The organism is Sedimenticola selenatireducens, from assembly GCF_963675335.2.
Classification (GTDB): domain Bacteria; phylum Pseudomonadota; class Gammaproteobacteria; order Chromatiales; family Chromatiaceae; genus Sedimenticola; species Sedimenticola selenatireducens.
In genome coordinates, this window is sequence record NZ_CAXXYC010000003.1 from 1,124,637 (window position 1) to 1,149,228 (window position 24,592).

Annotated in this window: 24 protein-coding genes; 11 read left to right on the forward strand and 13 right to left on the reverse strand. The window is 54.1% G+C overall.

The window, feature by feature from the left end:
* Positions 1-66: 66 nt before the first annotated feature.
* On the reverse strand, positions 67-2,373 hold the full coding sequence (locus tag ACHZBF_RS08890; protein WP_321528226.1) for a DNA internalization-related competence protein ComEC/Rec2: 2,307 nt from the start codon (positions 2,371-2,373) through the stop codon (positions 67-69).
* A 237-nt stretch (positions 2,374-2,610) separates the two neighbouring features.
* Between ACHZBF_RS08890 and ACHZBF_RS08895 the strand changes: the two genes are divergently transcribed.
* The gene (locus tag ACHZBF_RS08895) at positions 2,611-3,123 is read left to right on the forward strand and encodes a DUF2062 domain-containing protein (RefSeq protein WP_029133813.1); all 513 of its coding nucleotides are present in this window, start codon (positions 2,611-2,613) and stop codon (positions 3,121-3,123) included.
* Here the strand turns inward: ACHZBF_RS08895 and lolD are convergent.
* Both lolD and ACHZBF_RS08905 read right to left on the reverse strand, forming a co-directional pair.
* Positions 3,086-3,823 (reverse strand): lipoprotein-releasing ABC transporter ATP-binding protein LolD, encoded by a 738-nt coding sequence (gene lolD / locus ACHZBF_RS08900; RefSeq protein WP_321528227.1) that lies wholly within the window; start codon positions 3,821-3,823, stop codon positions 3,086-3,088. The genes ACHZBF_RS08895 and lolD overlap by 38 nt on opposite strands.
* On the reverse strand, positions 3,816-5,063 hold the full coding sequence (locus ACHZBF_RS08905) for a lipoprotein-releasing ABC transporter permease subunit (protein ID WP_288103370.1): 1,248 nt from the start codon (positions 5,061-5,063) through the stop codon (positions 3,816-3,818). The genes lolD and ACHZBF_RS08905 overlap by 8 nt, the downstream gene beginning before the upstream one ends.
* A 108-nt stretch (positions 5,064-5,171) precedes the next feature.
* Between ACHZBF_RS08905 and ACHZBF_RS08910 the strand changes: the two genes are divergently transcribed.
* The 3 genes from ACHZBF_RS08910 (at position 5,172) to ACHZBF_RS08920 (ending at position 7,573) form a co-directional block, all read left to right on the forward strand.
* Positions 5,172-5,462 (forward strand): hypothetical protein, encoded by a 291-nt coding sequence (locus ACHZBF_RS08910; RefSeq protein WP_051302278.1) that lies wholly within the window; start codon positions 5,172-5,174, stop codon positions 5,460-5,462.
* 46 nt (positions 5,463-5,508) lie between these two features.
* Positions 5,509-6,564: an agmatine deiminase family protein gene (locus ACHZBF_RS08915; RefSeq protein ID WP_321528228.1), complete on the forward strand. Its 1,056-nt coding sequence runs from the start codon at positions 5,509-5,511 to the stop codon at positions 6,562-6,564.
* Positions 6,565-6,664: 100 nt separating this feature from the next.
* Positions 6,665-7,573, forward strand: coding sequence for a carbon-nitrogen hydrolase (locus ACHZBF_RS08920; protein ID WP_321528229.1), 909 nt, complete (start codon positions 6,665-6,667; stop codon positions 7,571-7,573).
* 31 nt (positions 7,574-7,604) lie between these two features.
* Here ACHZBF_RS08920 and ACHZBF_RS08925 read toward each other — a convergent pair whose 3' ends face one another.
* The 3 genes from ACHZBF_RS08925 to ACHZBF_RS08935 form a co-directional block, all read right to left on the reverse strand.
* A complete protein-coding gene (locus ACHZBF_RS08925) occupies positions 7,605-7,847 on the reverse strand; it encodes a segregation and condensation protein A (RefSeq protein ID WP_321528230.1) in 243 nt (80 codons plus the stop codon).
* Between the two features lie 44 nt (positions 7,848-7,891).
* The gene (locus tag ACHZBF_RS08930; protein WP_321528231.1) at positions 7,892-8,770 is read right to left on the reverse strand and encodes a phosphoribulokinase; all 879 of its coding nucleotides are present in this window, start codon (positions 8,768-8,770) and stop codon (positions 7,892-7,894) included.
* 127 nt (positions 8,771-8,897) lie between these two features.
* Complete coding sequence (locus tag ACHZBF_RS08935; protein WP_321528232.1) at positions 8,898-10,352, reverse strand: aminoacyl-histidine dipeptidase; 1,455 nt, start codon at positions 10,350-10,352, stop codon at positions 8,898-8,900.
* Positions 10,353-10,537: 185 nt separating this feature from the next.
* On the opposite strand from ACHZBF_RS08935, the gene ACHZBF_RS08940 reads away from it, so the two are divergent.
* From ACHZBF_RS08940 to ACHZBF_RS08960, 5 genes are all read left to right on the forward strand, one after another.
* Entirely contained in the window at positions 10,538-11,389 is an 852-nt protein-coding gene (locus tag ACHZBF_RS08940; protein WP_321528233.1) for a Rossmann-like domain-containing protein, read from the forward strand.
* 55 nt (positions 11,390-11,444) lie between these two features.
* On the forward strand, positions 11,445-12,254 hold the full coding sequence (locus ACHZBF_RS08945; protein ID WP_321528234.1) for a universal stress protein: 810 nt from the start codon (positions 11,445-11,447) through the stop codon (positions 12,252-12,254).
* 143 nt (positions 12,255-12,397) lie between these two features.
* Positions 12,398-13,210, forward strand: a complete 813-nt coding sequence (locus ACHZBF_RS08950; RefSeq protein ID WP_321528235.1) for a transglycosylase SLT domain-containing protein — start codon at positions 12,398-12,400, stop codon at positions 13,208-13,210.
* Positions 13,211-13,382: 172 nt separating this feature from the next.
* On the forward strand, positions 13,383-13,757 hold the full coding sequence (locus ACHZBF_RS08955) for a 4a-hydroxytetrahydrobiopterin dehydratase (RefSeq protein WP_029133802.1): 375 nt from the start codon (positions 13,383-13,385) through the stop codon (positions 13,755-13,757).
* 144 nt (positions 13,758-13,901) lie between these two features.
* A complete protein-coding gene (locus ACHZBF_RS08960) occupies positions 13,902-14,825 on the forward strand; it encodes a TauD/TfdA family dioxygenase (protein ID WP_321528236.1) in 924 nt (307 codons plus the stop codon).
* 12 nt (positions 14,826-14,837) lie between these two features.
* On the opposite strand, the gene ACHZBF_RS08965 is transcribed toward ACHZBF_RS08960, so the two are convergent.
* The 4 genes from ACHZBF_RS08965 to ACHZBF_RS08980 all read right to left on the reverse strand — a co-directional run bounded on the left by ACHZBF_RS08965 (position 14,838) and on the right by ACHZBF_RS08980 (position 18,416).
* Positions 14,838-15,731, reverse strand: a complete 894-nt coding sequence (locus tag ACHZBF_RS08965; RefSeq protein WP_321528237.1) for a DUF3179 domain-containing protein — start codon at positions 15,729-15,731, stop codon at positions 14,838-14,840.
* A gap of 163 nt (positions 15,732-15,894) precedes the next feature.
* Entirely contained in the window at positions 15,895-16,338 is a 444-nt protein-coding gene (locus ACHZBF_RS08970) for a DMT family transporter (RefSeq protein WP_029133799.1), read from the reverse strand.
* Positions 16,339-16,764: 426 nt separating this feature from the next.
* Entirely contained in the window at positions 16,765-17,436 is a 672-nt protein-coding gene (locus tag ACHZBF_RS08975; RefSeq protein WP_321528238.1) for a nitroreductase family protein, read from the reverse strand.
* Between the two features lie 2 nt (positions 17,437-17,438).
* Positions 17,439-18,416: an HDOD domain-containing protein gene (locus ACHZBF_RS08980; RefSeq protein ID WP_321528239.1), complete on the reverse strand. Its 978-nt coding sequence runs from the start codon at positions 18,414-18,416 to the stop codon at positions 17,439-17,441.
* A gap of 196 nt (positions 18,417-18,612) precedes the next feature.
* On the opposite strand from ACHZBF_RS08980, the gene ACHZBF_RS08985 reads away from it, so the two are divergent.
* Positions 18,613-18,762, forward strand: a complete 150-nt coding sequence (locus tag ACHZBF_RS08985; protein ID WP_335342962.1) for a 2-oxo acid dehydrogenase subunit E2 — start codon at positions 18,613-18,615, stop codon at positions 18,760-18,762.
* 55 nt (positions 18,763-18,817) lie between these two features.
* Here ACHZBF_RS08985 and ACHZBF_RS08990 read toward each other — a convergent pair whose 3' ends face one another.
* Positions 18,818-19,201, reverse strand: a complete 384-nt coding sequence (locus ACHZBF_RS08990) for a hypothetical protein (RefSeq protein ID WP_037375349.1) — start codon at positions 19,199-19,201, stop codon at positions 18,818-18,820.
* Positions 19,202-19,421: 220 nt separating this feature from the next.
* On the opposite strand from ACHZBF_RS08990, the gene ACHZBF_RS08995 reads away from it, so the two are divergent.
* Entirely contained in the window at positions 19,422-20,099 is a 678-nt protein-coding gene (locus ACHZBF_RS08995; protein ID WP_029133795.1) for a Crp/Fnr family transcriptional regulator, read from the forward strand.
* 8 nt (positions 20,100-20,107) lie between these two features.
* Here the strand turns inward: ACHZBF_RS08995 and ACHZBF_RS09000 are convergent, their stop codons facing one another.
* Together ACHZBF_RS09000 and ACHZBF_RS09005 are read right to left on the reverse strand one after the other, a co-directional pair.
* Entirely contained in the window at positions 20,108-22,144 is a 2,037-nt protein-coding gene (locus ACHZBF_RS09000) for an NADPH-dependent 2,4-dienoyl-CoA reductase (RefSeq protein WP_321528241.1), read from the reverse strand.
* A 178-nt stretch (positions 22,145-22,322) separates the two neighbouring features.
* Positions 22,323-24,569, reverse strand: coding sequence for a DUF1631 family protein (locus ACHZBF_RS09005; protein ID WP_084610073.1), 2,247 nt, complete (start codon positions 24,567-24,569; stop codon positions 22,323-22,325).
* Between the last annotated feature and the right edge of the window lie 23 nt (positions 24,570-24,592).

Genomic DNA, 24,592 nt, shown 5'->3' on the forward strand with positions numbered 1-24,592 from the left:
TCATACTGTATTCCATGCAGTGATCGAAAGCTGTTAGACATTTCCCATCCTGATCGTCCTGCACAATCATGGGGTCATCCAGTATCGTCTATGGGTCTCTCGATAACGGAAAGGGCCGTCGATCTGGCCATCTGCCTTCAATCTCAGGGATAAAGCACCGGCTTCAGCAGTGTTCAACAGGCTGGCATTTTGTCCCTGCCAACGTTCCAGTACTGCGGCCTTGGGGAATCCGTAACGGTTCCGGTAACCGGTTGATATCAAACCATACTGTGGGTCGGTTGCAGCGATAAACCGGCCACCCGACGAACTGGCACTGCCATGATGCGGTATCGTAACCACTGTCGCCGCCAGTCGTTCCCCATAGTTTGCAACCAGGGACTCTTCCGCTTCCGCCTCGATATCCCCGGTCAGCAACAACCGTCCAGCCGGCGTGTCGACAGCAAGCACACAGGATGCATTATTGCCCCGCCAGCGCGAAGAACCGTCTGGATGCAGTATCTCAAATCGCACCCCATCCCATACCCATTGCATGCCGGCGGTACAACGTACCGGCTCACCGATGGGGATACGTTCCGGCTCACCACTTAACAGCTCTGTCGATGGAAACGATCGCATTAACGCTGCCACTCCGCCCCGGTGGTCCATATCACCGTTCGTCACGATGATCCGGTCGATTTTTTCCACACCCCGGGTATTCAGAAAGGGCACGATAACCGCTTCACCGGTATTAAATCCGGATGGGAACATAGGACCCGTATCATAAAGCAGCACGTGGTCTGAGGTCTCCAGCACGATAGCCAGCCCCTGTCCCACATCAAGCATGGTCATCCAGACCTCGCCATGGGGCGGATGCGCTGGCCGGTAGAGCAGCAGTGGGGAGAGCAGAAGCGTTCCCAACCATCTTCCCGGGATGCCGGCTGGCAGCAGCAGTAACAGAGTGCTCACCAGAACGCCCAGCAGCATCCACAGCGGCGGTGTACCGGCCAGGGAAATGAGGTCACCGTGCTCCGCCACCAGGGCGAGTATCGCCTGTATCTGGCCCAGCGACCAGGCGGTAGCCGTGAGCAGCGTTACACCCAGGGATGGCCACAACATGAGCATCAGCACCGAGACCAGCGTGAGGGGAACCAACAGCAGTGAGAAGAGTGGAACGGCGATAAGATTGACCAGTGGAGAGACGACTGGCAGATCAAACCCAAGCAGCAGCAGTATCGGAGCAAGACCCAGTGCAACAACCCACTGAATCTTGAACAACCCCGGAATCACCACAGGCCTTACCCTGCTCCTCCCGAGTATCCCTAGCATAATCACCGCCACGGCCCCAAAGGAGAGCCAGAAACCGGCGGACAATACCGACACCGGGTCCGCCAGCACAATTAACAGCAGTGCGATACAGAGACCGCGTGACGGTTGAACCATGCGACGAAATAGCAGACCACCCAGCACGGCTGAAAGCATTACCACCGCCCGCACACAGGGGATGGCAAAACCCGCCAGACCGGCATAACAGAAGCCGCTGACCAGGGCGGCAATGGCGCCCACCCGCGGTGCGGGAATAAGGCTGCAAAGTGCCGCGGACTGACGCCAGAACCAGCCGCCAAGAAAAAAAGCAAGACCGGAAACAATACCGATATGCAGCCCTGAGATCGCCACCAGATGGTTGGTGCCGGTCTTGCGAAAGACCACCCATTCATCCTGGGAGAGGCGACTGCGATCGCCAATCACCAGCGCACGCACCAATCCTGACGGCTGTCCCGGCTGCAGCACAGAATCAACCCGCTCGGCAATCATCTGCCGCAGACGCTGAAACAGAAAGCCCACATACAGCGTGTCGAGTCGACGGTTCATCTCACCCTCGCGGATATAGCCGGTCGCTCTGATACCTTTCTGGAACAGAGTTCGCTCATAGTCCAGGGTACCGGGATTGGCCATTCCATGAGGCCGTTTTAATCTGACCGATAACCGCCAGCGTTCACCTGCTGCCAGTTCAGGCGCATTCTGATACCAGCTCAATTGCACCCGACCAGGGGATGAATAGCGCCGCTCCGCATCGGAAATCTGCTCAATATGAAACCAGAAGCGTGTCCGGTGGGCGGTCACATCCGGAAGGGACTCAATGACACCGGTGACCTGTAAATCGACCCCTTCCAATGCTCTCGGCAGACTGGATTGCATGGCGAAATGCGCCATTACTGAAGCCCAGAGAAATCCACACATCAGGATTGCGGGCAGTTGGATGGCTAAATGGGAGCGGTAGCGCCAGGCAAGAATTACCAGCGGCAATAATAATGGCAATGAAAACAGCGGGGGCAGCGTCGGCTGAAACTGCAGCAGCAGGACACCAAAGACAAAAGCTATCGTAGAGTGAATCACATCGCCCTTCCCTGGGTTTATGATCTGGCAATCGTTGAGCTAGTAGATTAGATCTTATTGTGGATTAACTCCACTGCTTTTTGTACCAACAGAGAACGCCATAAAACGGGAATCTGCAAGCCCCGGTCAGAGTTCAATAATGGTGGGAAACCGTGTGAATACTGGTCAAAAGCGTGATAGCGTGATTCAATACGCTGCCCTTTATAAGGGGGGATTACACTGTCAAGAAGAGGTTGTATGCCAAAAAACCTGATCAAACGCTTTACCCCGAATCATGAGACGATTCGGAATCACAAGCATCTCAAGGTCTTTGGTCAGCTTCTGCACGATCCGAATCTCTGGCATTTGAATCGCCGCTCTGTCGCCGGTGCCTTTGCCGTGGGACTATTCTGGGCTTTAATTCCCATACCCTTCCAAATGATTGCGGCAGCGGCAACCGCTATACCGGTCCGGGTTAATATGCCAATCTCAGTTGCCCTGGTATGGATCACTAACCCCCTCACCATGCCACCGCTATTTTATTTCACCTATCTGGTCGGCACCTGGATCATGGGCAATCCGGCATCAAACGGTGATTTTGAACCCACCATGGAGTGGTTCAGCCACAGCATGGGCAGTATCTGGCAACCGCTCTATCTGGGTAGTCTGGTTTGCGCGTTAATAGCCGCATTGATTGGATACCTGTCCATTCGCGGGTTATGGCGTATGCACATCATCTCGAACTGGAAAAACCGGCGGGGCCCGAAATAGACACTTCCGGGACTGGCTGGCCATTCAGCAGGCCATCAGAGAGAAGCAGCACCCGGTCCATACTCTCTGCCAACGCCATGTCGTGAGTTACCACGATAAAGCTGGTCTGCAGGTCCCGATTCAGCTCCAGCATCAGACCGTATACCTGCCTTGCCGTTTTCTGATCCAGGTTTCCGGTCGGCTCATCGGCCAGCACGCAGCGCGGGTGGTTCACCAGGGCTCTGGCAACAGCGGCACGCTGGCGTTCACCACCGGAAAGCTCCCCCGGCTTGTGTCCTATCCTGTGCTCCAAACCAACCCGTGACAACATCTCTGCGGCCCGCTGCCTTGCTTCGGGTACCGGGTGGTTGCCGATCAGCAACGGCATGGCGACGTTTTCCAGAGCGGTAAACTCGGGTAACAAATGGTGAAACTGGTAGACAAAACCGAGCGCCTGGTTTCTCAATAGACCCCGCGCCTTCTCGCTCATGCGTTGCAGATTATGTCCATCGATCAGAACCTCCCCGCTGGTGGCCCGGTCCAGCCCACCCAAGCAGTGGAGCAAGGTACTTTTTCCTGAGCCGGAACTGCCGACGATGGCGATCCGCTCCCCACGCTCCACGCGCAGGGTGATGCCGCTGAGTACCTTTACCGTCAGTTGTCCATCGACGAAGGTACGGGTTAGATCCCGGCATTCGAGTACGCTGGCTTTCTCACTCATAACGTAACGCCTCGGCCGGCTGGGTACGGGAGGCGCGCCAGGCCGGATAGAGAGTGGCAACCAGAGTGATGAGAAAGGCGCTGATACTGATCATACCCACATCGTCCCAATGCAGGTCGGACGGCAGTGTACTGATGTAATAGATATTGGGGTCAAGAAAATTTACATTGAAAAGCTGTTCAATCGACTTGACGATTGACTCCAGATTCAGCGATAGCAGGATGCCACCGCCAATTCCCAGAAGGGTGCCGACAAAACCGATGGTAGCGCCCTGAATTATGAAGATGCCCATGACACTGCGGGGCGATATACCCAGGGTGCGCAGGATGGCGATATCACTCTGTTTGTCCGTCACCACCATCACCAGGGTGGAAACGATATTGAATGCCGCAACTGCGACGATCAAAAAGAGTATCAGGGACATCATGCGCTTTTCGGTGCGCAGGGCACTGAAAAAATTCCGATGCTGGAAAGTCCAGTCACTGACCCGATAGACGCCGGGCAGCTGCTCGGCCAGCTCACGGGAGACCTCAGGGGCCAGGTAGAGGTCATCCAGCTTGAGACGGACACCGGTGACACCCTCCTCTAGTTTCAGCAGCCTGGCCGCATCCTGCATGTGAATGAGCGCCAGTCCCCGATCATACTCTCCCATGCCCACTTCGAATATTCCCGCAACCGTAAAGCGTTTTAACCGAGGCATGGCCCCGGCAGGGGTAACACGTATCTGTGGCGTGACTACGGTCACCTTGTCACCGACCCCGACTCCCAGCAACTGGGCCAGCTCCTTGCCAAGGATAATGTCGAATTCACCGGCCGCCAACTGATCCAGACGCCCGGCCAGCATATGTTCACCCACCTCGGAGACCCTGGGTTCATACGCCGGCAATATGCCGCGCAGGATGGCGCCACTGACCTTCTGCCCATTGGTCAGCATGGTCTGGGCCTCGATAAACGGCGCCTGCCCCACCACATGGGGGTTTTTGGTAGAGAGCTGCATCGCCTCCTGCCACTCTGTCAGGTTGTTCTGATAAGAGGAAATGGTGGCATGGGAAGTCATTCCGAGAATTCGTTCACGGACTTCTTTGTGAAAGCCATTCATAACTGAAAGCACCGCGATCAGCGCCACGACACCCAGCATGATTCCCAGCATGGAGATCAGCGAGATGAAAGAGATAAAGTGGTTGCGTCGCTTGGCGCGCGTATACCGCAATCCGATAAACAGTTCGAGAGGCTTGTACATAGGCGCGCATTAAACCATATTCTGAAAAGAAACACCTTTGTGTTTCGGGATCTAGATCAAAATGCTATATTTTACCTTAGAGAATAAGAGGACAGGAGTTCCTATATTATGAAACCCATTTCAACACTGTTACTGGTTGCCGCGCTCGCCTCCATTCCCCCTCTGATATCAGCCGATGTGCTCCTGCTCGATGCCATAGAGCAGGCACCGGCAAACAGCAGTGACGGTTTGTTGCGCCCGCGCACCGGGCAGAGCATGAACAGTGTTCGCGCCCAGTTCGGGGCACCTGCACAGGAGTTACCCTGGGTCGGTGAACCGCCAATCAGTCGCTGGGTTTATACCGATTTCACTGTCTATTTTGAAAACGAATACGTGATCAACACCGTCGTTCACCGTTGACAACCCAGACACCGGCCGCTGGCCGGTGTCCTATGGAACCGCTTCCTTGACACCCGAATACCTTCTGCCCGCCGAATGGGCGGCGCAATCCGCCATCATGTTGACCTGGCCACACCGGGAGACCGATTGGGCCGAACATCTCGAAGCCGTGGATCGGGTCTACCTTTCGATCAGCCGGCAGGTGACCCGATTTCAACAGCTGCTGATCGTCTGTAACAGCAAGAGCCACCAGCGGGTTATCAGTCAAAAACTGGCTGACGCGGCAATCGACACAGACCATCTGCTGTTCGCCATCGCCCCTTCCAATGACAGTTGGGCCCGGGACCACGCGCCTTTGACCTGTATCGGTGATAAAGGTGCCCTGCTGCTGGATTTTCAGTTCAACGGTTGGGGTGGAAAATATCCCGCCGATCTGGATAACCGGATCAATCAGAACCTGTTCCATTCAGGCTTATTCACCGACGCCGAATACCGGACCGTACCGCTGGTGCTGGAGGGTGGCGCAGTGGAAACCGATGGCCAGGGAACACTGCTGGCGACCCGCAGTTCGGTCCTGACCCAGAGCAGAAATCCTCAACTGACAACAGCGCAGGTTGAGAACCTGCTTACCCGGCAGTTGGGGCTTGAGCGATTTTTATGGCTGGATAATGGCCATCTCTCTGGCGATGACACCGACGGCCATATTGACACCCTGGCCCGGTTTAGCGACCCGGCGACCATACTCTATGCCACGGCAACACCGGACGACCCCGATCATCAGGAACTGGAAGCGATGGCCGCAGAACTCCGTGAATTCCGGCAGCGCGACGGGACACCCTACAGACTGATACCGCTACCGCCGATCCCGCCAATCATATCGGAGCATGGTGATCGTCTGCCGGCAGGTTATGCCAATTTCCTGATTATCAACGGAGCGGTGCTGCTGCCGGTCTATAATATTCCCCAGGATGTGGAAGCGGTTCGCCGTCTGCAGGAGAGTTTTCCGGAACGCGAGATTATTCCGATCAACTGCCTGCCACTGATCCGACAGAACGGCAGCCTGCACTGTATCACCATGCAGTTTCCACAGCAGGTGACACTCTCCCCGGCTCTGTCCGACTGATCCATACAGATCGAGGTTGTGACGACCCGTTGAATCCTGTTAAATCGGCCCACAACTGTTTGCCTTCCGGGGCACCGAAACCATTTTTCAGACACTATCTATGAACAACAGCAAATCCCTCAAGATCGCCCTGGTACAGCACGCCTGTGGCAGTGACAGAGATACAAATCTGGCGCTCATCACCGACCGGATACGCCAGGCCGCGAAGGCGGGTGGAAGGCTGATATTACTGCAAGAACTACACAACACGCCCTACTTCTGTCAAACCGAGGAGACAGGTGTTTTTGATCTAGCGGAGACCATCCCCGGCCCCTCCACCGAGCACTTCGGTGCCCTGGCCGCTGAACTGGGCGTGGTGATTGTCAGTTCGCTGTTCGAAAAGCGGGCCGCCGGCATCTATCACAACACCGCGGTGGTTTTTGACAGCGATGGCAGGGTAGCCGGGCGCTATCGAAAAATGCATATTCCGGATGATCCGGGATTCTATGAGAAGTTCTACTTCACCCCGGGCGATCTAGGCTTTACCCCGATCAACACCAGCGTCGGCCGACTGGGTGTGCTGATCTGCTGGGATCAGTGGTATCCCGAGGCCGCCAGATTGATGGCACTGGCCGGGGCTGAACTGCTGCTCTACCCCACCGCCATTGGCTGGGACCCGACTGATAATGAGGACGAACAGATGCGTCAACGCGATGCCTGGGTCACGGTGCAGCGGGGTCATGCTGTTGCCAATGGTCTGCCGGTGGCGGCCTGCAACCGGATCGGTCACGAAGCGGACCCGTCTGGCCAGAGCCGAGGCATACAGTTCTGGGGACATTCGTTTGTCTGCGGTCCACAGGGAGAAATCCTCGGAAAATCAGGCGTAGACGAGGACATCCTGCTCGTAGAGGTCAATCTGGAACGGAGCGAATCGGTACGGCGTATCTGGCCCTTCCTGAGGGACCGGCGGATCGACAACTTCGCCGATCTGCAGCGGCGTTATATCGATAGCTGTTCGAGTAAAGAGTAACCGGTGCGGGCTGTCATTCGACAGGCCGCGGCTACTCCCCGTCCTTGTCCTTGCCTTTGCCCAGGTCGAACGGAACAACGGTTGAGGTGGGCTGCGCGTCCGTATAATAGGGGCGTTGCGCTGTCTCGCCCGCCTCGTCACCCAGCTCCCGTTCTCGGGCCGTAATCATCCCCAGGCAGACCCGCACATCCTGAATCGTCTCATCGGTCAGGGGGTGGCGCATGCCCGGCGGTGGTGTTGTGTCCCGGATGATCGCGCTTAATACCTTGCGCATCGCTTCGAGGATGGCACGGTCTTTAGTGTTATCGGAAGTGATGATCAGATCTCCTGTAACTGACGGCGCCGTTCCATCATCTCATGCACCAGGGGGTTCAACAACATCTCCATGGCGAATTCCATCTTGCCGCCTGGCACCACCAGAGAATTACGCCGTGTCATGAAGGCACCGTCAATCCGTTTCAACAGAAAGGCAAAGTCATGGTCCCTGGGTTCCCGGAAACTGATCACCACCATACTTTCGTCATTCTCGGGCATATCCCGTGCGTCGAACGGATTGGAAGTATCCACCAACGGAATACGCTGAAAGTTGATATCGGTCTGTGAGAATTGCGGCGTGATGTAGTGGACATAGTCGTGCAACCGGTGCTGGATAGCAGCGCGCACTGCATCCAGCGTATAACCCCGATTTTTGATATCGACATGGATCTTCTGAATCCATTCCAGGTTGACAATGGGAGCGACCCCCAGGGTCAGATCCACATGCCGCTTAATATTGACATCGGGGCCGGTAAACGCACCGTGCAATCCCTGATACACCAAGAGGTCCAGATTCGACGGCAGAGATTCCCACGGGGTAAAGGTGCCTACTTCCTGACCGTGCTGTTGCGCCTGATCTTCGGTGTGAAGATAGTGTCTGTACTGGCCAGAACCATTGGATGAAAACTCGCTGAACAGGGACTCCAGCAGATCAAGCCTATTGCCGTCGGGACTGAAATGGCTCAGGTAGCGGCCATCGGCGCAGGCCTCTTCAACCCGTACTGCCATCTCATCCCGTTCATAGCGGTGGAACGCACTGCCATCCACGATGAGATGGCTGATTTTTTCTCGCCAGGCAATGTGATTGAACACATCACTAACCCGATTGGAGCCGGAGCCCGACGAGCCGGTGATTACGATAATGGGGTGTTTAATTGACATTGCGAAACCGTAATACACTGCCTCGATTGATGCAATGCGCCATAGATTCAATTTTTCTTATGTATAGAGCAGCCACCACTTATGGATAGGGTCCTGTTTTATAAATGCTTTTCAGAAATATGCTGAATTATTGCAAACGCGCCAGTGTCGCAACCAGCAGATCCCAGAACCGCTGCACCGAGGGAATGTGCATGCATTCATCCGGCGAATGCGGGTAGCGGATGGTAGGCCCAAACGAGATCATATCAAGCCCCGGGTACTTACCCCCGATGATGCCGCACTCGAGACCGGCATGGATTGCCCCGATCTCGGCCTCGTTATCAAAAATCTCCTGGTAGGCGTGGCGCATGATCCGCAATAGCGGTGAATTCAGGTCAGGTTTCCAGCCGGGATATTGACCATCAATCACGGTTTTCGCCCCGATCAGCCTGAACAGTGACTGGTGAACCGCGCAAAGCTCATCGCGAGCAGAGTCAACCGAACTGCGGATCAGGCTTTTGATCTCAATACGGCCATCCGCCACATTTACAATGGCAAGATTGGTTGAGCTCTCCACCAGTCCGGGCATGGTGTCGCTCATGCGCATTACCCCGTTCGGGCAGGCCATCAAAGCATCCAGCAATCCTTGTTGAATGCCTTGCGGCAGCCAATATTCCGCGCCTGTATCGGGCTGAAGTTCGATCGACAGATCCGGTTCGACGGCCGCCAGTTCCAACGTTATGGCATCCGAATGAACTTCAATCAATGCCTTCAGCTCTGCCGTTCTGGATGCCGACACAAGGAATACGCCGGTCGCCTCCCGAGGAATGGCATTACGCATATTGCCTCCGGCGAATGAACTGAGCCGAATATCACAAACCGATTCAGCAACCGATAGCAAACGGGACAGCAGTTTATTGGCATTCCCCCTGCCGCGGTGAATATCTACCCCTGAGTGCCCTCCTTTGAGACCTTTTAGTGTAAGACGATAGCCGATCCAGCCGGGTTCAATGGCCTCGGGTGTGTACTCCAGGCGAGTACTGGCATTGGCACCACCGGCACAGCCAATACAGAGGACGCCTTCGTCTTCGGAATCCATATTAAGTAACAGTTTCCCCTGCAACCAATCCGGCCTGATACCGAAAGCGCCGGTCATGCCATCTTCCTCGTTGCTGGTGAACAGCGCCTCTATTGGGCCATGCTTGAGCTGACGGGATTCCAGCACCGCCAGGGCCGCCGCCACACCGATGCCGTTATCCGCTCCCAGGGTGGTACCGGACGCCTTCACCCAGTCCTGTTCAATCCGGGTCTGAATAGGGTCCTTGGTGAAATCATGCCGGGTATCGGCATTGGCCTGTGGGACCATATCGAGATGTCCCTGAAGCACAACGCCAGGCGCCGACTCCATACCGGGAGAAGCCGCCTTTCTGATCAGGATATTGTCTACCTGATCTCTGATGACCTGCAGCCCCAGTTGCTCACCCACCCGCATGACGTACGCTTGTACTGCCGCCTCATGGTGCGAGGGTCTGGGTATCCGGGTAAGCTGGTCAAAATGCTTCCAGACAGGTTGTGGAAAGAGATTTGAAATAGCATCATTCATGGGCGACGATGATCAATGGGGCCGGCCGATTTTGGCGCAATCATGGTAGCGCCCGTCATCCCCGGGAGCAATCACAATCGGGCCTATTACCGCGTCCGCGTCTCCTTTTGCGATATGGTAAAGTCGCGGTCACGAAACAGCCGGTTCTTCTATAGTTTAGTGAACAGATAACAGGTCACCAGAATATGTCCTACCTAACCCACTATCATGAATTGATTTCTCAGATCGACAACGCCATCAGTCTTCCGCTGATTGGGCAAATTCTGCTTCCTGTCGATGAGGCGTCAGCGGATATAAAGGATAACTTTGGTTTCGTTGTGCTGAGTGATGGCAGCACCGGGCCATTTTATACCTGCCTTGAAAAAACCCGGGAATGGGTGGAGACAACAGCTCATGCAACCATCGGGCAATCACCTGTCACCATTGCCCGTCATCTCGATGGCGTCAACATCCCCCGCAGCGCGCTGGCCCTGGGCGCATTCAACGCACTCAGTCAGCATCTGATGAAGCGTGCCGGCTTTGACCCCTCCACCATTGGCAAGCGGGCCGACAGCGAATTGCCCGATACCCATATCGGCATGGTGGGCTTTTTCGGACCTCTGATAGAACGCTATCTCGCCCAGGGAAAAAAGGTCACTGTCATAGAGCAGCAACCTGAACGGGTGCCGGCAGAACTGGGACTGGCGGTTTTTACCACCCCAGAGGCGTTGGCTGATTGTGACTATATCCTGTGTACCGCCTCGACCCTGATCAACAACACCATTGAATCGATTATCCAGGCCGCCGGGAATCCGGCAAAGATAAACCTGATTGGCCCGAGTGCCAGTGGACTACCCGATCTGTTGTTCGACCTGGGTATCCACTCAACCGGCGGCCTGATCATTGATCGGCCAGATGATCTGAAACGCGCCATCGAAGCCGGGGAATCCTGGGGTAGTTGCGGACGAAAGTATCAATTAACCCGGGCCGACTATCCCGGTGTAACGCAACTGCTTGAGGCCGTATCCAATCCGCAAGTAAACTCAATGCAGTTGTAATCAGCAAAGCTTCACACTTATGCTAGAGATACTTTCAGCTACCAGGTAACGGCCCATGACAACAAAGCAATCCGTTGGCTACCACAGTATTGTCGCTCTTTTCTCGCCATCAGAAACCCGGCAGCCGGCCACTATCAGGGCGGCAAATGTCGCTGCAAAATTGCACAGTCAGGTGACGCTGGCACATATCGCAGAAACATCCGAAGCCGCCGATAGCATACGGTTGAATGAGTTGACTGCCGAACATTCTGAAATCGTACAGACGAAGCGTGCTCAAGGCAGTCTGCTTGAGATAGTCCGGCTGGCGGATGAGGTGAGTGGTGACCTGATCGTCCTGGATAGCGGCCTCTACGGGCAACTGCAGCCGCTGCTCCAGGAAAGCAGTGAAACCGCCTGCGATCATGGAGAGTGCGACGCCCTGGTGGTTCGCAATACAACCGACGCAGACGATGAAAATGTGGTCGATTATCGGCATATCGTGGTTGCCGCCGATCTCAATGATCAGGGATTGATGACCATCTACAAAGCCGTGCGTATGGCCAAACGATACAACGCACGACTGACCCTCCTGAATGTTGTGGACAATTTTGCTGACGATAAGGAAAAAGCGAGTGCGGCAAAAAATCTCCGACTGCGCGGCCTGGAGGCTTTTACATCGGTCATTGAAGGATTGAAGGTGGAGAAAGAGGTGGTGGTGACATCGGAGTCTGTCGATCGGGCGGTATCCGCCTATTCAGCACAACAGCAATCCGACCTGGTGGTCATTGGTTCACATAGATTCCATGGACTCTGTGTCCTGCTGGGCAGCACCGCCAAGCATGTTATTGAAAACGGAAACTGCGATGTGCTGGTGGTACACGAATAGCCGATCAATGTTGTCAGGCAATTTTACACTGGACCAGTTTTGGATCTGCATGAAATTTGTAACCAGCTGACATTAATAATAATTTAGCGTTATGGAATAATATTTGCGTAATGCATGGGCATCTTCACGCCGGTGACTCAGCCATGCACTACAGATTATTTCCTGCCCTTTTATTTCTTCTTCTGACGCCCGTTTTCTGCTTGGCGGCAAATCCGCAACAAGCGGATGGCCTGCGCGAACTGGCTGTACGGTATGAGCATGGGCGTGGTGTAAGGCAGGACTATCAAAAGGCCTACCGGCTCTATTGCATGGCAGCGGACCGGGGAGACACCGAGGCTTACTATGCCCTGGGCTGGATGTATTTCAACAGTCGCGGGGTTGCGCAGGACCCATCGGTGGCGGCCGGGTGGTTTGAAAAGGCCGCTGCCGCCGGGGATCCCGCCGCCAAACGAATGCTGGAGGTTCTGGCTGCAGTGGAGCCACGTCAGGACCCCCTATGCAGTACCCTGAAGAAACAGCAAAATCCAAATCGTCAGCAGATTGAACACTGGGTCAGGGTCTGGGCTCCCGCCTACGGCCTGGAGCCCGATCTGGTGCTTGCCGTGATATGGGCCGAGTCCAATTTTAACCCGCAGGCCCACTCCCCACAGGATGCCCGTGGATTGATGCAGCTGATTCCAGCCACTGCCCGGCGTTTTGGCGTTGCGGATGTCTGGGACCCTTCACAGAACATGCACGGAGGGATGGCCTATCTGCAATGGCTGATGCAGCGCTTCGATGGAGAGGTATCACTGGTACTGGCGGCCTATAATGCAGGTGAAAATGCCGTGGAGAGTTATCGCGGAATTCCTCCCTATCGGGAAACCCAAAACTACGTCAAGCGTATTACGCGCAATTATCCCAAACCGCAACATCCGGTTATCGGAAACCCTGTCATCAGCATGATTGGCAATTAAGCCGGCTTGTGGAATTCCATAGCTGTTTCTAACCTATTTGGCACATTCGTAGGCAACAACTTAATGTTTCAGATGTAACCGCAGTACCACTCTCTCCCGGCAGATCCGCTTGAGTTGTACCATACTGGTAATGCAGTGAAATCAATCAACGACGGTAACTTGAGGTGCAGTCATGTCACATGCGGAAGCAAAGTCTGCCGCGCTGCAGACAAGGCACTGTAAAGCGTGTAACCCCCAAACACCTCCCTTGTCAGAGGCACAATGCCGAGCATTGTTGGCAAGCCTGTCAGCGGAATGGCAACTGGTCGGTGCTACCCAGGCCATTACCCGCGAGTTTCGCTTCAGAAACTTTTACCAGACCATCGCCTTTGTCAATGCAGTGGCCTGGATAGCCAATGGGGAGGATCATCACCCGGATTTGGAGGTAGGCTATAACCGCTGCAAGGTACAGTACAGTACCCATGCAATCGGCAACCTCTCAGAAAACGATTTCATTTGCGCGGCAAAGATTGACGCACTGTTTCCGCTACTGGATCAGGAAGGTTAGCAACAATCCTTCATATCTGACTGAATTAAAATGATAAACATCGGTGCAGCCAACAGGGTGACGCCTGCCGCGCATCGGTCTACTGGCAGTGTTTGTTAGTAATTGCTAATATTTATTGAATGTTTCCTGACCGGTAGTCCGCAGATGCCCGATACAGCCGTTTCCGAAGATGTGATCAGAACACCATTCAGTCTGGATGATGATGGTTTTTATCAGGCTTGGCGGGCCAGAAAACTGGCCGGCTACCCCACTTCCCTGGAACAACTGCTGGTATTGGTCAGGGACCCACGCTGCCTGAGCGATGACGAGTTCAACGCCATCAGGAAACGGGTACAGAAGGCCAATATGGCCATCTACATCAGCGAGACCGGGAGTGATCCGGACCCCGAGATTCCGCTCTCGCTGGGACGACAGTTTGGCGCCAGGCACCTGAATCACAACTGGCTTTCGGATGACACCGGTCTTACCTCACTGAAAGTCGCCGCAGACGGAGTAAGACAGCAGTACATCCCTTACTCCAATCGCCCCATCAAGTGGCACACTGATGGCTACTACAACAGGCCCGAAGAGCAGATCCACTCGCTGATCCTGCACTGTATCCAGAGTGCCGGCAGCGGCGGCGAAAACGCCCTGCTCGATCATGAAATTGCCTATATCCTGCTGCGTGACAGGAACCCTGAATTCATTACCGCGCTTATGGGGCCGGATGTAATGACCATACCACCGCGCATGAACATGAGCGAAGTGGCCCGGCAAGAGGAGGTCGGCCCGGTTTTTTCCATCATGCCCTGTGGCAACCTGCACATGCGCTATACCATCCGGACCCGCCACGTCGTCTGGTCCGAAGACCCGCTTACCCAAGAGGCGCTGGGAGCCCTGAGCGAAATCCTCAACAGTGATTCGCCCTACATCTTTCGTGGCAGACTGGAACCGGGAATGGGGCTGATCAGTAACAACATCCTCCACGACCGAACGGCATTTCAAAATGATGAACAAGGTGTGCGTCATCTCTACCGGGCGCGCTATTATGACCGACTGCAGGATACCGGAATCGACCAGTATCGCTGATCGGCCCGGCGGTCACGGACGAAATACCGCGGTGTCGGGATGAAACGCATACCAGGCAAACCAGTATGAACGGATAACTGGTATCTGGTTACCTTGAGGATCGAAAAATCGTGCACTCTGACTGACGGGATTGTAGTGGATGGTGAAGGACTGACCGGCAAACCGATCCTGGATCTCGCCCTCCGTTCGACTCAGTTCGGCGACCGGATAAGCCTTGAACTGCCCGTCTATCTCCAGCCCGAGTACCTGTTCTTTCGGATGATAGCGCGGATCCTGTTTCTTGACTGGAAAATAGATCCCCTCGCTGGTTTCATAGCCGGCATAGGGGTCCCGATCATAGTTTCGGGTGTACCCCGTTTCCCGCGACAGTACCCATGTCTCCGGATGCTGCGCCCGCCACTCCAACCAGGTCGTTACCACCAGTGGCAACACCTTCAGCCGGGTGCCGTTCATCTCACCGGTGACCGCACGGGCCAGCAGCTGTGACCAGAGTGACTCCGTCTTTCGGTCATAGAGCAGCACGTCACTGTTATAGAGCAGACCCGATACACCGAACTGTAATACCTCACCGGAGACACGCGCAGAAAAAGCCACGCCGCTGCCACACAGCGGACAGTAGGTGATCGCCACAGGTTCTTCACCGTACCGGTCATTGACGATTTCGTGCCAGTTCATGATCCCTATCGGGTAGGCCTTTGTAACCCCGTTCCAGTCCAATCCCAGAACCCGTGATTCCGGTTTGAGATCAGCGACCGCCCCGGATTGTACAAATCGTGGATTATCGATGGCGGGGATGCCATCCTTTGCTGGCCCGCCCGAGTGGATCTCCCCCAGTGGGATAGAGGCCCGATCCGGATAGAGTTCGAAGTCACCAATACGCTCTGCGGTCGCAGATACCGGCAACATGAAACAAGTAACCAGAATCAGCTTCAAACAATGTGCTGCCGGTTGGGTCATGAAGGTTGCTCCCTGGTAGCGGCAGTCGTTCTGCCAAGCAGAAGCGCACGGCGGAATCATACCTGTCAGGGATATAGACCCTGCAATATCGGCTTTCCTTTCATGCCTTGGTTCAACTGCGAACCGTCAACCAGACCCCCAGTAGCAGTATCAGCATACCGGCTATCTTCTGGAGGTTCAGTTCCCGCACCTGGGCACCAAGAATGCCGTAGTGATCCAGTAGTGCCCCCACTATGAACTGGGCCGCAACGATCAAGGTGAAAGCGGACACCAGCCCAAGCCGGGGAACACTGAATCCGATAGCGGCAACAATCACCAAGCCGGCGGCCCCGGAAAGAAAGGCATACCAGGGTAAGGTATGCCATATCGAGAGGTTGCCGCCACGCAGAGCCAGCATCAACAGGCCGACCAACAGCCCACCACTGCCATAGGTGATAAATACACTCTCCAGAGTACCCATGCCCCGATCAAGCAACGCCATCAACTGGGCCTGCAGCGCGACGGCAACGCCGCCAATCACCGCCACAACCGAGATAAAAAGCAGACTGGACGACATCTTAATTCCCCTGTCGGTTTTGTTATTGCCTACACAATAGCATTATTTGACCCATGTCCCGCTTCACTTTATCCGTGTAAGAGCCTGTTGTAGCAGGATAATACCCGGCGTCATACGTTCTCGAACAGTTCCACCGTAGCCAAGCAGCAGACCCAAGTTTGGGCGATTCGTGTATAGAGCAGAGAAACCGGATAGACTCCCACCCCGGATCGCAACTGAACAGAAGACAGCGACAACCAGTGTGGCATGGTCTGAAATCAAGCAGGCGTCAGCGAAGTTCAGAACCTGCCCGCCGGTAGATAGCCTCAAGGAAACGTCCAGCAGAAACCAATAACCGCTCCGGATCTGAAGGCTGGACTGAGGCGAAGAACGAGACATACTGAGGGTAGCGATACCGTCCCGCTTGCCCGGCTGCCACGCTGTCGATCACTTGAAAACAGCAATCTCATCCAGAGATTTTTTTTCGATATCCGGCACCCCGACCCCCGCCTCTGGATAACCGACCACCAGAATCATGGTAGGGGTTTCGTTTTTCGGCCTGTCGAGTATCTGATTAAGAAAACGCATCGGACTGGGTGTATGGGTCAGACTGGCCAGTCCGGCATTATGAATAGCCGTGATCAGCATGCCGGTTGCTATGCCGACTGAATCCCGCACATAGTAATGCTTGATCTTTTTTCCCGCTTCATCGATCCCGTAGTTTTCGCTGAAAATCACGATCAGGTATGGGGCATATTCAAGGAAAGGTTTTTCGGCATTGGTAGCCAGTGGCTTCAGTGCATCAAGCCACTCCTCCGAGGCGCCTCCCGAATAAAACTCGCGCTCCTCCTCCTCAGCCGCCAAGCGGATTGTGCGTTTCAGCCCCGGGTCACTCACCACCACAAATTTCCAGGGTTGCTGATTGGCTCCACTGGGGGCACGTCCGGCAGTCCGGAGACACTGCTCAATCACCTTTCGATCCACCGGGCGGTCCGAGAATGACCTGATACTGCGGCGACGTTTCATGAATTCAAGAAACTCATCCGCACGCTGCTGCATTTTCGACGGAGGCAATTCGATAAATTCAAGTGGTACCTGTCTGTAAAGATGATCGGTCATGATCAAAGTACCAGCTCCGTGAGCTGTTGAAATAGTGCGGCTATCGGCTGAATGGCCGGTTCCGTATGTGCCTGTGACTCGGCATTGGTTGGTTTATGATCGAGGTATTCATGCGCCAGCTTATCGGCCCGGCGCAGCAACGTCACCTGTTCCGATGGTGAGGATTTCGTGTGGTGACCGGCGGTCAGTTTAATGAGTATCCCCGGCAACTCCCAATTCTCAAAAAGCCGCGCACCCAATTGCGCATGATCAATGCCCAACAGCTCCACCTCCAGTTCCGCGCCTTCATCGCCACCAATATGACGATTAATCACATCCGCATACTCTATCGGCATCATCTGCAGAAACAACAGTTTGCCGACATCATGAATCAATCCGGCAACAAACAGCTCCCCTGCCGAATCCTGACGCTGCTGTTCTGCAAATACTCGGCAGGCGCAGGCGGTGAACAGGGAGTGCTGCCAGAAGCTGTTCATATCCATCAGATCTGGCCGAATACCAAAAAACAGGCTCTTGACTTCGGTGGAGATCAGCAAGGCCCAGAGGTCGAATGGGCCGACGCGCAGGATAGCGTCTTCCACCCGGGTGATCTGCTTTGCCGCCCCGTAATAAGCGGAGTTTCCAATCTGGAGTGTCCGCGCCGTTAAACCGGGATCGGTCTCAAGCAGTTGTATCATGCGCTCGATACCGGCGGTTTCCGATTCGAGCTCTTTATAGATTTCTATCAACACATGTGGCAGGGACGGCAATTTTGCATGTTTGATCAACCAACCGGGCAGATCAGTCTCACGTTCGGTCTTTAGCTTCGCAGCGGCCAGATCACGGACATCCCGGGCACCCTGATCCCAGGCGGCAACAGAGTCCGGACAGAAAGAACAGATACCCAGCCGGGTGGATTCATCCTGACGCAGCCAGTGCATGCCCTGATCAACGGAAGAACTGATGTACCGATGGGTTCTGCCGCAGCTGATGCAGATCATATCGCCCTCCCTCGGCGCCTGAGATATCGAGTTCCACAAAATGGAAGTGTGATTATCCACCTTATCAAGCGCATAGCATACAAACCAGCCGCGGTATAAGCACAGTTTTTTTGAATCAACTCTCACTTGAGCAACAAACCACGAACCACGGCAGCAACACAAAAGAAGTCGATGATTTATCTCATAAAGCGGGTCATTGTCAGGGACAATCGAAGGTAGAGATTCAATACAGAACCACCCCATGACCTATTTCACCCTGACCATTGACCACCGGGCTCTGGATGCCTACCAGGCCAATCGCTTTATGGAGAGTTTTGTCGGGGTGATCGAAAACCGGGATGATTGATCGTAAGAGGACGGAGTCAAAGAACCTTGACTCCGCCCTACTCCCGGGGTGCCCTTCAGCGACTTATGCCAAACGGGATAGCGATCATCACATAGTCATGACCGCCATAGCTGAAACTCTTCCAGGGTTCATCATCCCGTAGTGCCGCCTTGACCAGGTTGATCGCCTGCTGATGCCGGGCATCACAGATATCACCCTGTTCATCCACCAGGTAAGCCTCAAAATGCATGGGACAGGAATTGACGTAAAGGGTTGCCAACAGTTGGCTGGGTATGCCGTTCTCATTGCCGTCGAGGAAGTCAACCGGTTCCCAGCAAGCATCGGGTATCTGGATCACTGCATCGTCCACCTGGCTGGACGCATCGTTCTGTGCAACGGGGAGTGGGGAGATAAATGAAGAGGTCTCGTTGACGACTGAAAAACTCATATGTGCAGACATGTCACAATGCTCCGTAGTATTCGCCTTTGATCACGGCCCGCTTCAACATCCACATACAACAACTTTCAGACAAGGTGGGCCGGTAGCTTTTATCTCATTGTTTTTATTATGCAATACTTGTTTCAAGCACAATTTCAGCTTGGATATTTCAATCCCTTATGATCTGCTATCATAGCAACTCATTTCTCTATTTTCTGTCATTCAGATGACATTTGGAGCTATGGAAACTCTCGAACAGTTTCTGGTTAAAAACCCCTGGATGGAGGACCTGTCACCGGCCCAGCAACAGCTGGTCAGGGACACGCTGTACGAGCGGCACTTCAACGCGGGTGACATTATCTGCCGGAAAGGTTCCCCCACTGAAGAGTGGGTCGGTATTATCGACGGCCTGGCAAAAATTTCCTGTGAATCCCACACCGGCAAGCAGATCTCATTCATCACCGGAATCCCTTCCGGCAGCTGGGTTGGGGAGGGCTCTCTGCTGAAGCGTGAACCCAGGCGATACGATATTGTTGCACTGCGGAAATCCCGTATAGGCTTCATGCCTGCAGAGACGTTTTTCACCCTGCTGGAACAGAACATCAGCTTTAACCGCTTCCTGCTGACCCATTTCAATGAACGTCTCGGCCAGTTCATTGGCTATATGGAGTATGACCGTTTCCTGTCGCCGGAAGCGCGGGTCGCCCGTGCACTGGCCTCCATGTTTAATCTCAACCTCTATCCCGGCATGCATTACAAGCTGGAGGTATCTCAAGAAGAGTTGGGGAATCTCTCGGGTATCTCCCGCCAACGGGTCAACCAGGCCCTGCATGTACTGCAGTCTGAAAAGATCGTCGATGTAAAGTATGGTGCCATTACCATACTGGATATTGATGCCCTGAAATCTTTCGAGGCGTGATGCCTCGCTTATAATACGGCGGCCAACTCGGCCCCATCACGAATCGCCCGCTTGGCATCCAGTTCTCCCGCCAGTTTGGCGCCACCGATCAGATACGCGGCTACACCCCGCGCCTGCAACGTTTCATAAAGCGATGCTCTCGACTCCTGGCCGGCACAGATAATGACGTTATCCACGTCGAGCAGTCGCGGCTTGTGATCAATGACAACATGCAACCCTTCATCATCAATCCGCTCATACCGGACACCTGCCAACATCTCTACCTGGCGATGTTTCAGAGTGGCCCGGTGGATCCAGCCCGTCGTTTTTCCCAGGCCGGCACCAGGCTTGTTTGCCTTGCGTTGCAGCAGATATATCTTTCTGCCCGACGCTATGGATGCCCGCCTCATACCGGCAACTCCGCCCCTGGCAGCCAGGCTCTTGTCTATTCCCCATTCGTTAAGAAAGGCGTCGACCCCTTCAGCCGGACCGGTCTCCGGTTCATTGTGGGAAAGGTACTCGGCCACATCAAAGCCAATGCCACCGGCACCGATGATCGCCACCCGTTCACCGACAGGCTTTTGCTCGCGCAATACATCGATATAGCTGAGCACCTTGGGGTGAGAGAGACCAGTGATTGTCGGGGTTCTGGGCAGCACACCTGTTGCAATCACTACCTCATCGTAACCTGCTGATATCAATTCCTCCGCTGTCACCTCCTGTCCGGCATGCAGCACCACGCCCGTCAGTTCAATCTGGCGATTAAAATAGCGCAGGGTCTCATTGAATTCCGCTTTTCCCGGAATCCTCCGGGCCATATTGAACTGTCCGCCAATAAGCGGATCTGCCTCAAACAGATGCACTTCATGCCCCCGGCCGGCGGCGATGGTGGAGCAGGCCAGGCCGGCGGGTCCGGCACCCACAACCGCGACGCGCTTGCGCCGCTCTGCCGGCGGGTAGTTCAACTCAGTCTCGTAACATGCCCGTGGATTCACCAGGCAGGTGGCCCGTTGCCGGGAAAAGACATGATCAAGACAGGCCTGATTACAGGCGATACAGGTGTTGATCTGATCGGCCCTGCCCTGCTCCGCCTTGCGGACAAACTCCGGGTCGGCCAGCATTGGTCGGGCCATCGAGACCATATCGGCATCGCCTTGTGCGATCACCGCTTCTGCAACTTCCGGGGTATTGATCCGGTTGGTGGTGATCAACGGAATCCCCACCTCACCCTTCAATCGTCCGGTAACCCAGGTAAAGCTGGCGCGGGGAACCATCGTGGCTATAGTGGGTATTCGCGCCTCATGCCAACCAATACCGGTATTGATCAATGTGGCACCGGCGGCTTCTATTGCCTTGGCGAGGTCGATCACCTCTTCCCAACTGCTCCCCTTTTCAATCAGATCCAGCATTGAGAGGCGGAATATAATGATGAATTCCCGGCCCACCGCCGCGCGGATTTGTTTGACCACCTCAACTGGCAGGCGCATGCGGTTACCGAATGTCCCGCCCCAGTTGTCCGATCTCAGGTTGGTATGGGTGACCAGAAACTCATTCAGGAAATACCCCTCGGAACCCATCACCTCGATGCCATCGTAACCGGATTGTTGCGCAAGACGGGCGCAACGTACAAAACCTTCAAGCTGCTTTTGTATCCCCCGGGCGGAGAGTGCGCGGGGCTTGAATGGGGTGATGGGTGATTTCACTGCCGACGGGGCAACACTGATCGGTGTATAGCCGTAGCGCCCTGCATGAAGTATCTGCAGGCAGATCTTACCGCCTTCCCGGTGGACCGCATCGGTAACTAACCGATGCCGTTTAACCTCGAACCTGCTGGTCAGTTTGGAGGCGAAAGGCGCCAACCAGCCGGCCCGTGTCGGTGCAAAGCCGCCGGTCACCATTAATCCAACACCACCGCGAGCCCGTTCGGCAAAGTAGGCCGCCAATTTTGGATAATCCGCCTTTCTATCCTCCAGTCCCGTATGCATGGAGCCCATCAAAACGCGGTTTTTTAACACAGTGAATCCAAGGTCAAGCGGCGCGAGCAGGTGTGGATAAGGAGCTTTCATTATGTAAGCCGATACCTTGTGTATAAACAGAAATAACCAAGGTGAAGGATTACAGCCTTGGTGAGTACGTGCAATTGCCGCCCTGGCATCCAGCCGGATGCCGATTGATCTGGTTAACCCGGCATATTATCGCAGAACTGTCGAAATGCTTTCAGCCGTATTCTGTATCGGCAATGAACTATCCGGTTCGCAACAGACCGTAGATCTTCTTCAGGGCCTGATCCACGAACGGGAACCGGTTTGGCTCAATAATGCGCGCTGTCTCATTGGCCAGCCTCGAAACCAGGACTTCCGTGGGCAGAATAAAAGCTTTGTAGCCAAAGCGGTCTATAAACATATGATTATTTGTCACCGGGCTATACCATGACAACTTGACACGCTGTAACTTGCCATCAGGTTCATCAAACTCAAACCAGCTACCGATATCTGTTTGTTGTGCCTTTGCCAGGAGTTTGCGCATTTTTTCTGATCGCATACCCTTGACCGCTTCTCTATTGGTGCGCAGTTCAGCCTCAGGCTGAACGACAACTTTTTCTACCGGTTCCGGTTGAGTGGATCGCTGTAATTCATGAACTGCCTGCTGTAAAGCAACATACTCCGATGGATTGGTATTACCAAGAAAATCAAGCCCTGACTCGATGCTGTTCTTTAGTCGTGGCCAGGTGTGCTTCAGCCATTCCCTTGTTTGGGGGTCTGTGTAGCCGTTGTTGATCTTGATGACGCTATTGATCACCATCAGGACTGTCCGCCACTCCTTATGCTTTTCTGCCTGTTCATCTCTTAACAGCAGCAGAGTCATATAGTTTTCCCAGACAACGGAAAGGAACTGCCAGAGTACCGGATGGAAGCGCACTCCGGCGCAATGCTGGTGCATAACTTCATCGGCACGTAGCCGTGCGTACTCCAGTCTATCCTTCCCCCTGGTGGCCTCCTTGGTTCTCTCCTCAAGTATTTTTGTTTTATGTTCCAGTGCCTGCAGGTGATCGAGGAATTCATCATAGGCACGGCTGAAGAGTGAAATGTCATCCTTGAAGTCGCGCATGATGATCTGAATCATGTCGCTCATCCTGTGATAGATACCCGCCTCAACATTGTTTTCATCGACCCAGCGGCGCCCGGCATTCACCACCAAATTCAGCAGTTTTCTGGCGATATGCTCAGGATTGGTCAGAAAATCACGGTCGATTATTGCCACTTTCAGATAAGGCGTATGCAGGTGACATATCAGGGTTTTTGTAAGACTGGCAAGATCCTGATCATCGAGAATATGCTCAAACAGCATGCCGACCAGTTCTATCGTATCCAGGTCAGCAGTAGGAATGGTATTTGTATCCAGTTCCCTATAAATATCTTCTCTTTCGCTGGTGATCCTTTTTTGCAGGTATTCAATAGTAGCCGCACTTCTATCGGCAGGTGTGAGTGTGGCTGCTGTTTCGGATTCATAAACCCCCATGTCAAAATGTTTTGGCATGTCGAGTTGATTGATCGCCGTCACCAGGTCAGGTTTGCTTCTCAGCTGTTCCAGGTTGCCATCCGGACGATATTCCGGATGATCCTTGAAACGGGGGTCGGTTCGGCGTCGTTCCGTCAACAGTGAAAGGATGGAATTGAACACCGCTTCGCCAATAGAAAAATCCTCATTGGTTAACGGCTCGGTCCTGCCCCGTGACGTGTTCTTTGCCGCTTCCGGCTGACTGCTTGATTCGTTTTCTGCCGGCACACGTTCTTCACTGTTCTGTGCCTTGCTTTTATTTAATGAAACCACGGGTGCAAGATGAGGATAGATACCGGCGTCGGAAAGAATCTTGTTTATTTCGGCATACAAGGTACCAATATCATTCAGGACATTCTTTTCAAACAAAACATAGAGTATCAGTAGCAGTTTCTGCTCAAGTTCAAACCTGCAGGAGACCGCCTGGAAAGTTGTGGCAATATGATCAGGACAGGCCGGTATATCCGGGTCTCGAAGTTTCCTGCCCTGTTGCATAACCGCCAGCCGCTGGCCGATTTGATAAAGCACCTGATGGTTTTTATTTCTCGACCGGGTGATCATCGACTGAATGGCGATGTGTATCTCAAGGTCACTATTTTCTACGATGTCGATCTGTTCAGTGTTGTTCGCCTCGATAATCGGCTTTGGATAGTGGATAGACTGTCCGCGACGGAATGCGGAAAAGCCTGTTTTAAGAGTGTCAAAATAGGCCTGTGTAACCTGATCACTCAGATCCTGTATATGGCTGATGGAGTCGAAAAACAGGATCTGCGCGTTATCAGTTTCAGCTTTACTGGCAAAGTCGATCATGACCGGCTCAACTTCAAAAAACATTCGGTCAAACCGCTCTTTGAGGAAATCATTCACCTCTGTTTGATAATTCTCGACCAGATAGTGAAACTTCGGCAAAACTGTTACTGGCGTATCATTCATGCCATATCACTCGGATGCCCTGT